The 14,309-nt window shown below is 62.7% G+C and carries 12 protein-coding genes; 9 read left to right on the top strand and 3 right to left on the bottom strand.

The annotated features are described in order from the left end of the window. Positions 1 to 87: 87 nt before the first annotated feature. The gene (gene arcD, locus BDK61_RS14345) at positions 88 to 1,542 is read left to right on the top strand and encodes an arginine/ornithine antiporter ArcD (protein WP_004957998.1); all 1,455 of its coding nucleotides are present in this window, start codon (positions 88 to 90) and stop codon (positions 1,540 to 1,542) included. 59 nt (positions 1,543 to 1,601) lie between these two features. Here the strand turns inward: arcD and BDK61_RS14350 are convergent, their stop codons facing one another. Continuing rightward, complete coding sequence (locus tag BDK61_RS14350) at positions 1,602 to 1,940, bottom strand: hypothetical protein (RefSeq protein WP_049938935.1); 339 nt, start codon at positions 1,938 to 1,940, stop codon at positions 1,602 to 1,604. A 148-nt stretch (positions 1,941 to 2,088) separates the two neighbouring features. Between BDK61_RS14350 and BDK61_RS14355 the strand changes: the two genes are divergently transcribed. The 7 genes from BDK61_RS14355 to BDK61_RS14385 all read left to right on the top strand — a co-directional run bounded on the left by BDK61_RS14355 (position 2,089) and on the right by BDK61_RS14385 (position 10,818). Further along, positions 2,089 to 3,807: a radical SAM protein gene (locus tag BDK61_RS14355; RefSeq protein ID WP_121303573.1), complete on the top strand. Its 1,719-nt coding sequence runs from the start codon at positions 2,089 to 2,091 to the stop codon at positions 3,805 to 3,807. A gap of 68 nt (positions 3,808 to 3,875) precedes the next feature. Then, complete coding sequence (locus BDK61_RS14360; protein ID WP_121303574.1) at positions 3,876 to 5,693, top strand: flippase-like domain-containing protein; 1,818 nt, start codon at positions 3,876 to 3,878, stop codon at positions 5,691 to 5,693. A 317-nt stretch (positions 5,694 to 6,010) separates the two neighbouring features. Beyond that, positions 6,011 to 6,829, top strand: a complete 819-nt coding sequence (locus BDK61_RS14365) for a DUF726 domain-containing protein (RefSeq protein ID WP_121303575.1) — start codon at positions 6,011 to 6,013, stop codon at positions 6,827 to 6,829. Positions 6,830 to 7,097: 268 nt separating this feature from the next. Beyond that, the gene (locus BDK61_RS14370) at positions 7,098 to 8,063 is read left to right on the top strand and encodes a transcription initiation factor IIB (protein WP_004591241.1); all 966 of its coding nucleotides are present in this window, start codon (positions 7,098 to 7,100) and stop codon (positions 8,061 to 8,063) included. A gap of 499 nt (positions 8,064 to 8,562) precedes the next feature. Beyond that, positions 8,563 to 9,591 carry a DNA-methyltransferase gene (locus BDK61_RS14375; protein WP_004958014.1) on the top strand — a complete coding sequence of 343 codons (1,029 nt, stop codon included), beginning with the start codon at positions 8,563 to 8,565 and terminating at the stop codon, positions 9,589 to 9,591. A 36-nt stretch (positions 9,592 to 9,627) separates the two neighbouring features. Next, a complete protein-coding gene (locus tag BDK61_RS14380) occupies positions 9,628 to 10,317 on the top strand; it encodes a type I 3-dehydroquinate dehydratase (protein ID WP_007188778.1) in 690 nt (229 codons plus the stop codon). Between the two features lie 84 nt (positions 10,318 to 10,401). Beyond that, the gene (locus BDK61_RS14385) at positions 10,402 to 10,818 is read left to right on the top strand and encodes a DUF6677 family protein (protein WP_004958019.1); all 417 of its coding nucleotides are present in this window, start codon (positions 10,402 to 10,404) and stop codon (positions 10,816 to 10,818) included. A 35-nt stretch (positions 10,819 to 10,853) separates the two neighbouring features. Here BDK61_RS14385 and BDK61_RS14390 read toward each other — a convergent pair whose 3' ends face one another. Beyond that, positions 10,854 to 12,020, bottom strand: a complete 1,167-nt coding sequence (locus BDK61_RS14390) for a 3-dehydroquinate synthase II (protein ID WP_004958021.1) — start codon at positions 12,018 to 12,020, stop codon at positions 10,854 to 10,856. Positions 12,021 to 12,259: 239 nt separating this feature from the next. On the opposite strand from BDK61_RS14390, the gene BDK61_RS14395 reads away from it, so the two are divergent. After that, a complete protein-coding gene (locus BDK61_RS14395; protein WP_121303576.1) occupies positions 12,260 to 13,498 on the top strand; it encodes a P-loop NTPase in 1,239 nt (412 codons plus the stop codon). On the opposite strand, the gene BDK61_RS14400 is transcribed toward BDK61_RS14395, so the two are convergent. Then, positions 13,495 to 14,298, bottom strand: coding sequence for a 2-amino-3,7-dideoxy-D-threo-hept-6-ulosonate synthase (locus BDK61_RS14400; RefSeq protein WP_004958027.1), 804 nt, complete (start codon positions 14,296 to 14,298; stop codon positions 13,495 to 13,497). The two genes, BDK61_RS14395 and BDK61_RS14400, sit on opposite strands and share 4 nt — an antisense overlap. Positions 14,299 to 14,309: the final 11 nt, after the last annotated feature.

The raw sequence follows: 14,309 nt of genomic DNA on the forward strand, positions 1-14,309 counted from the left end.
TAGGCTTGAAAGTGACAGTGTCACATATGCGCTACAGAGATATTGTCGCTCGTTTTAATACACACAAGTTATTAGGTCGGCGTAGACGTGACATCACTCACTCTCGAACCGCTGACGTACGAGGACATCCCGTCGGAGCGCCGTCCGGGGGTACTGCAGGCGTTGGTCCCCGTACTCGGTGTCGTTCTGTTCCTCGGCATCGGATCGGGATATCTGAAGCTGGCCCCACACGGGCCGCTGCTCTGGAGCATTGTGCTGACTGGCGCAGTCGGCAAATACTGGTTAGGGTACTCGTGGGACGACCTCTACGAGGGCCTCGCGGACAGTCTGCTGATGGGGCTGCAGGCCATTCTCATCCTGTTCATCATCTACGGACTCATCGCGACGTGGGTGAGCGCGGGAACTATCCCCGGGCTGATGTACTATGGCCTCTCGATACTGACGCCGGACGTGTTCCTGCCGGCGACGGCGCTGCTTGCGATGGTCGTCGCCTTTTCTATTGGGTCGTCGTGGACGACAGCCGGCACTCTTGGCGTGGCCTTCATCGGCATCGGCTCCGGTCTCGGCGTGCCAACACCGATGACTGCCGGTGCCATCCTCTCGGGTGCCTACGCGGGCGACAAGCAGTCACCCCTCTCAGACACGACAAACCTCGCGGCCGCCGTGACGAACACCGACCTCTACGACCACATCCGGGCGATGCGCAACGGGACTGTGCTGGCGTTTGGCCTCTCGGTCCTGCTCTACGCTGTGCTGGGACTGCGTGCCGTCGGTGAAATCCCGACCGGGCGTGTCGCCGAGATACAGGGCGCACTCGCTGGGAGCTACGACCTCTCAGTGCTGGTGCTCCTTCCACTCATTGTCACCTTCGGGCTGGCACTGTACGGCATCCCAGCGCTCCCGACGCTCGTCGCCGGAGTCTTTGCCGGGGCCTTCACGACCATCTTCGTGCAGGGCCGGTCGTTCACTGCCGCCTGGACTGTCTTTCTCGATGGGACGGCCCCTGAGACGGGGACAGCCCTCGTGAACGACCTACTGGCAAGCGGTGGTATCTCAGGGTCGGCCTGGACGATTGCCGTCGTCGTCGCGGCTCTCAGTCTCGGTGGGCTCCTTGAGCGGACCGGCGTCCTCGCCGTGCTCGCACACCATCTCGCGACCGCTGTCCGCGGCCCGCGCAGCTTAGTCGTCGGGACCGGCGTTTCGGCCATCTTCGTCAACGCCTTCTCGGCCCAGCAGTACATGAGCATCGTCGTCCCCGGACTCACGCTCCGGAACCTCTATGACGAGTACGGTCTGTCCAGCGACGACCTCTCACAGGCTATCGAGTCCGCCGGAACCCCGACCGGCGCGCTCTTCCCGTGGCACGCCGGTGCCGTCTACATGTCCGCAGTCTTTGGGGTCGGAACGCTTGCCTATGCCCCGTACTACTTCTTCGCGTTCCTCTCGCCCCTGATCCTGTTTGCGACAACGCTGTTTGGCGGACGGTACGACGGGTCCGAGCAAGCTGATTCAGCTACGTCATCCGCTGTCGCCGACGACTGAGTTGGTCTGCCCCCGGGTGATTCTGTCACTGCATCATCCCCTCCGGAAGTGCTGCTGGCCTACATCCGTTCGACAGTGAGATTGCGGTCCTCACAGAACGTTTCGAGTCGACGCCTGACCTTTCGAACCTCCTCGGATTCACGGCCACCCGCATCGGCTGTCAATCCGTATCCACCGCCGCCAGCGATGATCGTCACCTCGCAAGTTGTCTCATCTATTAGCTCCAGCACGGTCGTCGCCTGTACCTCAGTGAGTTCCATGCGGTAGTGGTTCTCCGTAACCGCCACAACGAACCCGTTGCCGTCATACAGCTCGCGGGAATCTTCGGCGATATCGTGGAACGCGCTGGGCAGCGTGCTGGCCCCTTCGCCACGGACCGTAAATTCGACCCGTTCCATACACATCCATGGCACGGGCTGGGAGAAAGTGATTTTGTACCATGGGTGGCCGTGGTGCTGACTACGCCCTCTTTAGCTCGCACATGACCGTTCCTGTTTCCACGGCCGACCAGACACGGTTTTAGGTATCGAACGTCAAGCGACGGGTATGACTGACCCCGAGACGCTCGACGTGACCATCGTCGACGGCTACGTCGACGAGCCCGCGCACTTCGGGGTGCCGCCGTACATCTCGACGTATCCGCGGTACGCCGCCGGCGCGCTCGTCGATGCCGGCGTCCCCCGCGAGCAGATAACGTATCACACCATCGACGAACTCCGAGAGGACAACGCGGTCTGGCGAGACGTTGAGGACGCCGACCTCATGGTATACGTCGGCGGTATGACCGTTCCTGGCAAGTACGTCGGTGGGACGCCGGCGGAACCCGACGAGGTGCGGGAACTCGCGTGGACAGCCGACGGGACTTCCATCATGGGCGGTCCGGTCCGATTCGGCGTCGGCGAGGCAAACGAGGGAGCGAGCGAGACGGCCCGCGACGACCTCGATTTCGACTTCCTCGCGATGGCGGACGTCGAGGCCGCAGTGTTCGACCTCGTGGACTCCGGCCTGGAGGGGTTCAACGACCGCTACCGCGACATCGAGGAGGAGACACGGTGGGCCCGCGCCGGCGCGTTCGTTGTCGAACAGCATCCGAACCACCCTGACTACCTCATCTGCGAGATGGAGACTTCCCGGGGCTGTCCGTACCGGTGTTCCTTCTGTACGGAGCCGATGTACGGCAACCCGGACTTCCGGCCGCCCGAGAGTGTTGTCGATGAAGTCGATGCCCTCTCGGACCGCGGTGTGAAGCACTTCCGACTGGGCCGGCAGGCCGACATCCTGGCCTACGGCGGTGACGGTGAAGCACCGAATCCCGACGCCCTGCGGCGGCTCTACGGCGGTATCCGCGACGTTGCGCCAGACCTTGAGACGCTGCATCTCGACAATATGAATCCCATCACGGTCGTGAAGTGGCCCGAGAAGGCTCGCGAGGGGATTCGCATCATCGCCGAGCACAACACGCCCGGCGACACCGCCGCGTTCGGCCTGGAGTCGGCCGACCCGAACGTGATGAGCGACAACAACCTCAACGTCACCGCCGACCAGTGTTTCGAGGCGGTCAAAATCGTCAACGAAGTCGCTGGCTGGCGACCCGGAGGAGATAAAGACACTGCTCCCAACTTCGGCGACGATGCCGCCCGCCGGCTTCCCAAACTCCTGCCCGGTATCAATCTCGTCCACGGGCTGAAAGGCGAGACGCGGGAGACCTTCGAGCACAACAAGCGGTTCCTCCAGCGGGTGTACGACGAGGGGCTGATGCTCCGGCGGGTGAACATCCGGCAGGTGATGGCCTTCGAGGGGACCGACATGGCCGACACCGGCGCAGAAATCGCTAAGGACCACAAACAACTGTTCAAGCAGTACAAACAGGAGGTCCGTGAGACCATCGATAACCCGATGCTCCAGCGGGTCGCGCCGCCGGGAACAGTGCTGCCCGATGTCCATCTAGAGTACCATCAGGACGGCAAGACGTTCGGCCGGCAGCTGGGGACCTACCCGCTCCTTGTGGGCATTCCGGGCGAACGCGAACTCGGCAGTGTCGTCGACATCGCGGTCACCGACCACGGCTACCGGTCGGTCACCGGCGTCCCCTACCCGCTGGACCTCAACAGCGCGTCGATGAACGAACTCACCGAGATTCCCGGTATCGGCCGGAGCACCGCCGGCGATGTGGTGGTAAACAGACCCTACGAATCGGTCGGAGATATCGACGTCGCGTCAATCGAGCGGTTCGCAACCACCCAGTCGCAGGAAGGTGCTGACTAACAGCCGGTTTGGTCCCGAAAGCATACCGAACGGAAAGTACTTTTCACTCCGGGGATGACCAAGAGCGTATGACTGCGGTCGAGGTGAGCGTCGTTCTCCCCGCTTACAACGAAGCAGACACCATCGAGCAGACAGTGTCGACAACGCTCGAGACGCTCGCCTCGTTTCTCCCCGACGACACGTATGAGGTCATCGTTGCGGAGGACGGCTGCTCGGACCGCACGCCCGAAATCGCGACGCGACTCGCGAACGAGGACAGCCGGATCCGACACGTCCACAGCGACGACCGCCTCGGACGCGGCGGCGCGTTAGAGTACGCCTTCGACCAGGCCGACGGCGACATACTGGTGTATTTCGATACGGACCTGGCGACGGATATGTCGCATCTCGAAGAGCTCGTCAACGCCGTCCGAATCGACGGCTACGACGTGGCGACGGGGTCACGGTGGATGCCCGAAAACCGAGCCGACCGGCCCGCAAAGCGTGGCATTCCGAGCTTCGGCTATAACACGCTCGTCAGAGCAGTCCTCCGCTCGGATCTTAAGGACCATCAGTGTGGGTTCAAGGCGTTCGACCGGCAGGCACTGGAAACGCTGTTACCCATCGTTCAGGACGAGCACTGGTTCTGGGACACGGAACTGCTCGTCAAGGCTCAGCGCAACGGCTACCGGGTGCAGGAATTCCCTGTCGACTGGACGCCCAAGGGCGATTCGAAGGTCGACATCGTCCGGGACGTGTTTGGCATGGGGAGCCAGATACTCCGGACGTTCTGGGAACTGTCGGTCAGCCCCCGGATTACCCGTGAGGTGTCGCTCGGCGCGGGCACGATGCTCGTCGTTATTGCCCTTCTGTTGATGACACAGTATCTTGACCCCGACCGCGTCCTCGCGGAGATGGCCGGGGCGGCACCGGAAATCGTCGCGCTGAGTGCCGTGTTTTATGCTGTTTCATGGCCGCTCCGTGGCATCCGCTACCGGGACATCCTCGTTTCGATGGGGTATCGTGAGCGGTGGGGCTTCCTGACGGGCGCGATATTCATCAGCCAGACCGGGAACCTCGTGTTCCCAGCGCGAGCTGGTGACGCGGTTCGGGCGTACGTTATCAAGGCCCGTCGCTCGATTCCATACCCCTCCGGGTTCGCGTCGCTGGCCGTCGAGCGCGTGTTCGACCTGCTGACGATAACGCTCCTCGCCGGCGTCGTCATGATCGGGCTAGCCGTGACTGGGTCGGCCGAACAGTTGCTGACGGCGCTGACGGGCGATGCCGTCGGCGGCGACGCGGCCAGCAGCGGGCGAACCGCCGTGGCCGTGGCAGGCGGTGTCGGCCTTGCAGCAATTGGTGCAGTGGTGGCCATCGTCGCCAGTGCGCGGAGCGACCGGAACCTCGTCCGAGCGGGAATCGGCCGGCTAAGCAGCGACTCCTATGCTGACTACGTCGCTGGCATCATCGAGGGGTTCATCGGCGACGTACAGACGGTGGCCGCCGATGGGTCGGCCTTCACCCGTGTCGGTCTGGGAAGCCTTCTCATCTGGACGTTCGACGTCATAACAGCTCTAATAGTCTTCGAAGCGTTCGGCTACGGCCTGACGCCGTCGCTAGTGGCTGTTGGCTTCTTCGCGGTCAGCGTCGGAAACCTCGCGAAAGTTCTGCCACTGACGCCCGGCGGAGTCGGTCTCTACGAGGGTGCGTTCACCGTCATCGTCGCATCGCTAACGCCGGTTGGCGTCGCTGCGGCTATCGGCGTCGCTATCGTCGACCACGCAGTCAAGAACGTCGTTACTATCATCGGTGGCGTCGCGTCGATGGCCTGGCTCAACGTCTCGCTGACGACGGCCGTCGAGGAATCCCAGTCGACGGACGCTATCGAGCCGGAGACGAACGACTGAGTTTCGACTAACGCTCTGTGAATCTCAGGCGCGGGGGTCGCGCACTCTGTAGCAGTCTGGCGTGTTGGCCGCTTTGTCTCCTGTCTGGCCGAAGGGTGTCAGGCCTTACAAATCACCGCTGGATTTTACAATATTATATTTAAGGGACAGTACGAACAACAGTGTAAACAATAATAATTAATATTTTGTAAGATACAGTTCTATCGCTGCTCGCTATGTTACAACGTAGCACATCTTGCGACGAATCGGACCGACGAACGCGACGGAGTTTTCTGAAAGTCTCGACCGGCATTGTAACCGCAGCGGCTGGCATCGGGATGGGCGATTCCGCCCGGGCTGGCGACATAGGTGGTGATGACGGCGACTACACGGCCCCGCCGTCGTTTCCCGAAATATCGACGCGAGACCAGTTCACCGACGACGGTGAACTGAAGGATGAGTATTCCGAGACGGAGTACGAGACGGTCGGTGACTGGGAGTCCAGTCGCGGTGACGACGACCAGGCGATTGTCGTCTTCGTCCACGGCTGGAGTCTCGACGAGGCTGACGCCACGGATGCTGCCTACACCTGCGAGGTCGGGCTTGACGAGAACGAGTACGAGGGGTTCACCGTCGGATTTACCTGGGATGCAGACCAGGGTGAGGGAATCGGCTGGGAGACGGGAGTCGACATCGCCACCCAGAACGGCCCCAAACTCACACAGTGGGTGATTGACCACGTTGACGGCGGTGGCCTGCCAGTCCGACTCATTGGCCACTCGCTGGGCGCGCGGGTCGTCGTCGAAGCCCTGACGTCACTAAAGGGACGTGAGCGCGATGATGCGGTTACATCCGCGACGCTGCTTGGTGGGGCAATCGGCGAAACAGCCGTCGAAACAGACGAAGCCTACGGTGACGCAATCGAGTACGCCGCGGCGTCCTTCGACAATTTCCACAAGGACGACGACCTCGTTCTGAGTCTCGCTTTCAGTGCCGCCAAGTGGGCCGAAGCGGTCGGCGAAGAGGGCATCAAGAATCCATCTGACGCACCCGGGAACTACACTGACCACGAGGTAACAGCAACGGTCGAGGACCACAACTCCTACTACGAACCAGGGGAGGGCTGTATGCCTGCCGTGGTTGAGACGTTCCAGTAACCTGTTTCTGAGCCACGGAGGTGGGGTGGTGAGAGCGGCTGTTACGCACTATTGTAACCTGATTTCCGGTAGGCGACGGGAAGAGTCGCCACTGTCGTTATATGAATGGTCATGAGACTGATGAACAAACATGGGTTTCGTGACGTGTATCGGCGGTCTCCATTACAATACCGGAATGCTTTAATGACTTTCGTTCGAATACAGTGTTACCGACTGCCTCCGGGTTCTGTGATGTCTCTCACCCGGTGAGCACCCGCCTTCGCAACCAATGAGTGAACACACACGGACGCGACAGCAACGTGAGGAACAGACGACAGAGTCGACGGAATCGGAGAGCACAGCGTGCCCGGAGTGTAGTGGCTCGCTCGTTATCGACGACGAACACGGCGAAACGGTCTGTGAGGACTGTGGCCTGGTCGTCGAGTCCGACGAAATCGACCGTGGCCCCGAGTGGCGCGCGTTCGACTCCAGCGAGAAAGACGAGAAGTCCCGCGTCGGTGCGCCGACGACGAACATGATGCACGATAAGGGGCTGTCGACCAACATCGACTGGCGCGACAAGGACGCCTACGGCAACTCCCTGTCGGGCAAGCAGCGCCAGAAGATGCAGCGCCTGCGCAAGTGGAACGAGCGCTTTAGAACGCGAGACTCCAAGGAACGCAACCTCAAGCAGGCCCTCGGTGAGATTGACCGGATGGCCTCTGCGCTCGGCCTCCCCGAAAACGTCCGCGAAACGGCCAGCGTCATCTACCGCCGCGCGCTCGACGAGGACCTGCTGCCCGGCCGCTCCATTGAGGGTGTCTCGACAGCTTCCGTCTACGCCGCCGCGCGGCAGGCCGGCGTCCCGCGCTCGCTCGACGAGATCACGGAGGTCTCCCGGGTCGAAAAGAGCGAAATCGCCCGCACGTACCGCTACGTCGTCCGCGAACTCTCGCTCGAAGTGCGCCCTGCTGACCCCGAGAGCTACGTTCCGCGCTTTGCTTCCTCGCTGGAACTGTCCGACGAGGCCGAACACCGCGCCCGCCAGCTCCTCCAGAACGCCAAGGAACAGGGCGTCCACTCCGGCAAGTCACCGGTCGGCCTCGCTGCCGCCGCAGTGTACGCCGCCGCCCTGCTGACCAACGAAAAAACGACACAGGCCGCCGTGTCTGAGGTCGCCGACATCTCCGAGGTCACTATCCGCAACCGGTATCACGAACTGCTGGAAGCCGAGCAGGACCTGCCTGTCGCGTAAGCTCCACTCTTGTCTGGTATTGCTCTGAGAACCGGGTTTTGACTGCTGTTTCCAAGCGTAGTGTCCGCTCCTGCAGCGGACAGTCTGAACAGCCAGAAAGCCCCGGCCGGCTGAACTCGGGGGACTCGCTGTGGTCCTCGTTCGCTTTGCTCACTGCGGTCCTTGCTTCGTCCGCCGTCGTTCAGCCGCCCGCCCCTTTCAGTCCCACCTCATAACTGATTGGGCATCCGAAAACGGGTGGACTGAAAGGGGTCGACAGCGTGGCGGCATCGCCGCCACGTTATGCGGTGGTCGACAGAGCCGACCACCCACGCCCCGGGAACCCCGGCGACGTAAGCACCACGGGGAGTGCAACGACTGAGGAGCGCAACGAGCCGCGGGACCGGAGCGTGTCGGGGGCTTTCTGGCTGTCTATGGTCGGTAGTTCAAAACCAGACGATAGCCACAGCTACTGACCGATAACCGCAAGACTAGAGTCGTCTCATCCGCTGGGACCGGTATGGAGACGACACACCGGGTTCGAACCGGTGACGCCCGCACGCTTGCGTGCCCCGACGACAGCGTCGAGCTGGTGGTCACATCCCCACCGTACCCGATGATCGAGATGTGGGACGACATCTTCACTGAACTGGACCCCGACATCGGGACGGCGCTGGACAGTGGCGACGGCGACCGGGCGTTCACGCTGATGCACGACGTGCTTGATGCGGTGTGGGCCGAGATAGAGCGTGTGCTGGTTCCCGGCGGCATCGCCTGCATCAACGTCGGGGACGCGACACGGTCGCTGGAGGATGGGTTCCGTTCCTACCCGAACCACGCGGAGATAACCGACCGGCTGACCGACCACGGACTTCGCGCGTTGCCCGATATCCTGTGGCGGAAGCCAACCAACAGCGGCGCGAAGTTCATGGGCTCGGGGATGGTCCCGCCGAACGCCTATCCGACGCTTGAGCACGAACACATCCTCGTGTTCCGCAATGGGGAGCGCCGCCGCCTCGAACCTGGCGCAGACCGCCGCTACGAGAGCGCCTACTTCTGGGAGGAGCGCAACGAGTGGTTCTCCGACCTCTGGGAACTCCCCGGCGAGACGCAGGACCTCGACGACGGGCTTCGGGACCGCTCTGGAGCCTTCCCGCTGACCGTGCCCTACCGACTTATTTCAATGTTCTCGGTGTACGGCGATACGGTGCTGGACCCGTTTCTCGGCACCGGGACGACGACGCTGGCGGCGATGGTTGCTGGCCGGAACTCGATAGGTGTGGACCGCGACCCGGACCTGTTGTCGGCGCTCGAAGAACGGGTCGCCACCGCCCCGGAGCGTTCTCGAACCATCGCTCAGGAGCGTCTCGCTGAGCATCGCTCATGGGTCGAGCAGCGCCGGGCCGACGGCAAGGAACCGGGATACGAGGCCGAGCAGTACGACTTCGCCGTCAACACGAAACAGGAACAACGGATTCAGTTCTACGCAGTCGACGCCGTTACGGCGACCGATGACGGCTTCCGGGCCGTCCACGAGCCGGTCGAGTAAGCGCGGCTTTTTGTGCGGCTCCGCCGAAGCCGACCTATGGACTTCGAGTCGTTCACCCTGCTCGCCGCCACCGACGACCTCGGGGTGGAACCGGCCGCCCGCGCCGATGCCGACGGGCTGGAGCTACGGATGGATTTCGCCGACGAGCCGCTGGCACAACTGGACGCCTACGACGGTGACCTTCCGATACTCGTCACGAATCGGCCAACGTGGGAGGGCGGCGAGGCCGCCGACACCGCGGGTCGTCTTGATGCGCTCGAAACCGCGCTCGAACACGACGCCGTGACGGCTGTCGACCTCGAACTCGCAGCGCTGGAGGGTGCTGGCGACCACGACGCTGGCCGCGTCGCCGACGCTGCCCGCGACCGCGGAGCATCCGTCGTCGTCTCGACGCACAACTTCGAGTCGACGCCCGACCGTGAGGCAATCGTGAGTCGGCTCGAACGGGCCTGTGCACACGGCGACGTTGGGAAGATGGCGAGTACAGCTCACTCGCCGGACGACGTGCTGGCGATGCTCGGGGCAACCCGCGAACTGACCGCCGAAGGCGAACAGGTCGCCACGATGTGCATGGGTGCGGCTGGCCGCCACTCCAGGGCTGTCGCCCCGGTGTACGGCTCCCGCATCGGCTACGCACCGGTCGACCCCGCTGACGCGACCGCACCGGGCCAGTACGACCTCGCGACGCTCCGGACACTGGTCGGACAGCTACAGAGCGACGCCTGAGCCGGTAGCCGCCCGTCAGGAGGCTTTCGTCCGGACAGTGGTCCTTCGGAAGATATACGGGTATGCGAGATAGATTCGCCGAGTATGACTGACACAGGACGCAAGCGGCCGTTGCTGGCCGTGGTGCTTGCGTTCATCTTCCCTGGATTGGGACACTTCTACCTCCGTAAGTGGGTGCGGGGACTGCTGTGGCTCGGATTACTGTTCATGCTGTCGGTGGTGTTCGTCGTCACTGGCGCTATCGACCCCGTCACCCAGCTAAGCCTAGAGGCTATCTCGTCGTCGTATCAGTCCAGACCCACCGAGGTGACAATCGGTTCGGTCGTGATTACGACGCTCAACGTCGTCGACGCCTACTGGCTCGCAGTCAACGAGAACCAGACTCAGGAGGTCGAAGCCGGCATGACGTGTCCGAACTGCGGCAAAGAACTCGACGAAGACATCGACTTCTGTCACTGGTGTACGACGCAACTGGAACCGGTTGAGGCGGACCAGCAGTAACCTGCGGGTTGCGGTCAGCCCCAAACGAAGTCAGCTTACTTTTCGATGATGCTCTCTTCGATCCGTTCGCCGAAGTGCGTCGCCGTGTCCTCGTGGTGAATGAGGATTTCGTCGCCCGGTTCGAGGTCCGTGACGGCGGTTCGGCCGTCCTGAGTGTGAACCTTGATCGTCTCGGCGTTCTGGAGCAGCGTCTCGATTCGGTCGCCGTCTTCGGTTTCAGCCTGAACGCGGAACATCGGGCGCTTCTCGATTTTCGCGCGGCCGACGATGGCCTCGCGGGTGCGTCCGTTCGCATCGACTATCTGGACCTCGTCGCCGGACTGGAGTTCAGAGAGGTACTTCGTCCCACCGTCAGGCGTTCGGACGTAGGCGTGGACCGCGCCAGCGTTGACCCGGAACGGCCGGGAGGCGACGTACGGCGACTCAGCCGTCTCGGCGTGGACGAAAAAGAGGCCGCGAGCCATCGACCCGACGAGCATCCCCTCATCGTGTTCCATCAGGCTGCCCGTGTCGATACAGACGCGGTCGGCGGAGCCGGTCTGCTCGATAGCGGTGACCTCGGCGTACTCTAGGTCGAGTGACTCCCGACCCATCTCGTCGCGGACCTCCACTGTCTTGCGGATTTCGTCGACTTCGTCGGTGTCCAGCAGGACGCCGTCAGCCCCCAGTTCCAGTGTCTCGTAGGCCGTCCGGGCGTCCTCAGCGGTCCGGACGCCGGCGATGAGGTCCGTCTCCTCGCCGACACGGGCGATGAGGTTTTCGAGCGGAATGATCTGCCAGTTCTCGCCGATGACGATCGTGAAGTCGGCTTCGGCAGCGACCGCTTCGGCGAAGGCCTCGTAGTCCTCGTCGAAGATGCGGACGTAGCCGCCGTCAGGGGCGGCCCCGTTCTGCCGCAGCGTCGAGAGGTCCGCAGAACCGGAAAAGTCAGACGGAAGGTCGACTGTCCCGTCGCCCTCACCGTCTTTCCCGACGATGGTTGCATCAGCCTCTGAATCCTCCGCCTCGGCCTCCATCACGTGGACGTCGCCGTTGGTGAACGCGGCGATGTTTATCTCGCCGAGTTCGGAGACGCGATCAACGTCTTCCTCGTCGACCAGTACCCAGTCGACGCCGGCCTCGATACCGGCGGTTATCCGGCGTTTCCGTGTCTCCCAATCGCCGACCTCGCTGTCGGCTTTGAGCCAGACGCTTCGAGTCATACGCCCACGTCCGCAACGGCGGGGCTTGAACGTGGCGGAACCCGGGTGGGGCTGTTGAGTGGCAGACAGGGAAGGGATATCCGTACGGCAGGCGACACCGGTTGGATTTCCTGAACATAGAAGCGCAGTATACAACAGTTATTATTTATTTACACCAGGTTATCGCAATTAAGTGTTGGCCAGTAGAGTTATCAATGAACCTTACTAACAAGGTAGTCAATACTACGGTCCAGCTACGGATGGTTACTAACCATGTCTACACATTCGCCGGGGCGAAAGGGGGGGTCGGAAAGACGACGTCCAGCATCAACCTCGGCACACTGCTGGCGGCAGCCGGATACTCGACCGTCGTCGTGAAAATGGACCTCGCGATGGCAAATATCGTCGACTTTCTCGATGTCGACATCGACACCGACGAGGACGCGACGTTTCACGACGTGCTCGCCGGCAACGCGTCGGTCACGGAGGCAACGTACGAAACCGACGCCGACCTGTCAATCGTGCCGAGCGGGACCACACTTGAAGGGTACGCGGACACCGACCTCGACCGGCTGCCCGGTCTCGTCGAAACACTTCGGTGGCACCACGACATCGTCCTGTTGGATACGCCGGCGGGGCTGAGCGAGGAGACGATTCAGCCGCTCAAGCTCGCCGACCACGTGTTGCTCGTTTCGACCCCGCGGGTAGCGTCGATCCGGAACGTTTCGAACACGAAAGAGCTCGCCGAGCGGGTCGAAGCGCCGGTTCGGGGCCTCATCCTCACGAAATCCGGGACAGGGGCATCGCCGGGTGCCGACGAGATTTCGGAGTTCCTCGACGTCGAACTGCTCGGCCACGTGCCGGAAGACGACGCGGTCTCGCATTCTCAGGATAGCGGTGTGCCCGTCGTTCAGACCGCGCCCAGCAGCGGCGCCGCGATAGCCTACGAGCGGATCTCGGAACAGCTCATCGACACAGCGAAAGCATCGACTGATTCCACAGCAGATGCAACCACGGAAGCGGCCCCGGGGGACACGGTGCCAACCTCTCATCGAACGGACGACCAAGCACATGGGCGCACAACTGAGTCCGTCGAAACAACTGACGGTGGGCGGAAGATTCGCCGTCGGGATGGAATCGCCGACGATGGTGGTGACCGGCCGGCGGACGACACAGCGACATCGCCAGCTTCTGTTTCGGGACCGCAGCCAGCGGACTCCAAGGAGAACACCGGAACCGCGCCGGTCATCGACGGCACTGACCTCGTCGACAGCGAGCCGGGACCGGTCGACAGGCCGGATCGAGATGTTGCCCTGTCGGACTCGACCGCTGAGACATCGCAGTGCACAACTGACGGGTCGGGCCACGATGCACCGGAGTTTGCTTTCGACCCGGCCATCGACTCGTCGTCAGACTCCCAAAGCAACGATGACGCCGACGCCGGCGGCAGCGGCGCTGCTGGTCTCGGCGAGAGAATGCGGTCGCTGTTTGGCCTTTAGGCCTCGACAGCCAGTCCGGCTTCGCGGAGCGCTTCCTCGGTGGTGGCGTCGTCGTGGACGACGGCGGAGACGGCGCGCGCAATCTTCTCCGGTTCGTCGTGCTGGAAAATAGAGCGGCCCATGGAAACGCCAGAGGCTCCGGCGTCCATCGTCCCGCGGACCATCCGGACGGTATCCTCGTCAGTCCCTTTCGAGCCGCCGGCGATGACCACCGGCAGCGACGTGGACTCGACAACGTGCTGGAACGTCTCGGCGGAGCCGGTGTAGCCGGTTTTGACGATGTCCGCGCCCAGTTCCTCGGCCAGTCGGACGGCGTGGCCGACGGATTCGTTGTAGTCCTCGTTCTCGGAGTCGATGTCGGGACCGCGGGCGTAAGCCATTGCCAGCACCGGCAGGCCGTACTGGCTGGCTTCGGTCGTCAGCTCGGAGAGTTCCTCGATCTGTTCGGGTTCGTACTGGCTGCCGACGTTGATATGGAACGAGACGGCGTCGGCCCCGGCGCGGATGGCGTCTTCCACCGTCCCCGTGGTCCGCTTGTCCTGCTCGTCCGGGCCGATAGTAGTAGAGCCATTGAGATGCGTGATATAGCCCGCGTCGTTCTTGTTGGGGTGAACCCGCCCGGCGATGCCACGCTGGGTAAGGACGGCGTCCGCGCCACCGCTGGTGACCGCGTCAATCGTTGCTTCGATGTCTTTGAGGCCCTTTACAGCCCCCATTGTGATGCCGTGGTCCATCGGGATGATGACGTATGTGTCGTCTGTCCCGATACGTTCGAGTCGTGCGCGTTTTCCTGCAGTCATGTTATGAGACA

The organism is Haloarcula quadrata (genome assembly GCF_003634715.1).
GTDB classification, from domain to species: domain Archaea; phylum Halobacteriota; class Halobacteria; order Halobacteriales; family Haloarculaceae; genus Haloarcula; species Haloarcula marismortui.

Coding starts and splice junctions, on each gene's coding strand:
- BDK61_RS14395 (WP_121303576.1), top strand. CDS start 12,260: ATGGTTACTAACCATGTCTACACATTCGCCGGGGCGAAAGGGGGGGTC.
- BDK61_RS14400 (WP_004958027.1), bottom strand. CDS start 14,298: ATGACTGCAGGAAAACGCGCACGACTCGAACGTATCGGGACAGACGAC.
- BDK61_RS14390 (WP_004958021.1), bottom strand. CDS start 12,020: ATGACTCGAAGCGTCTGGCTCAAAGCCGACAGCGAGGTCGGCGATTGG.
- BDK61_RS14360 (WP_121303574.1), top strand. CDS start 3,876: ATGACTGCGGTCGAGGTGAGCGTCGTTCTCCCCGCTTACAACGAAGCA.
- BDK61_RS14385 (WP_004958019.1), top strand. CDS start 10,402: ATGACTGACACAGGACGCAAGCGGCCGTTGCTGGCCGTGGTGCTTGCG.
- BDK61_RS14380 (WP_007188778.1), top strand. CDS start 9,628: ATGGACTTCGAGTCGTTCACCCTGCTCGCCGCCACCGACGACCTCGGG.
- BDK61_RS14375 (WP_004958014.1), top strand. CDS start 8,563: ATGGAGACGACACACCGGGTTCGAACCGGTGACGCCCGCACGCTTGCG.
- BDK61_RS14350 (WP_049938935.1), bottom strand. CDS start 1,940: ATGGAACGGGTCGAATTTACGGTCCGTGGCGAAGGGGCCAGCACGCTG.
- BDK61_RS14355 (WP_121303573.1), top strand. CDS start 2,089: ATGACTGACCCCGAGACGCTCGACGTGACCATCGTCGACGGCTACGTC.
- BDK61_RS14370 (WP_004591241.1), top strand. CDS start 7,098: ATGAGTGAACACACACGGACGCGACAGCAACGTGAGGAACAGACGACA.
- BDK61_RS14365 (WP_121303575.1), top strand. CDS start 6,011: ATGGGCGATTCCGCCCGGGCTGGCGACATAGGTGGTGATGACGGCGAC.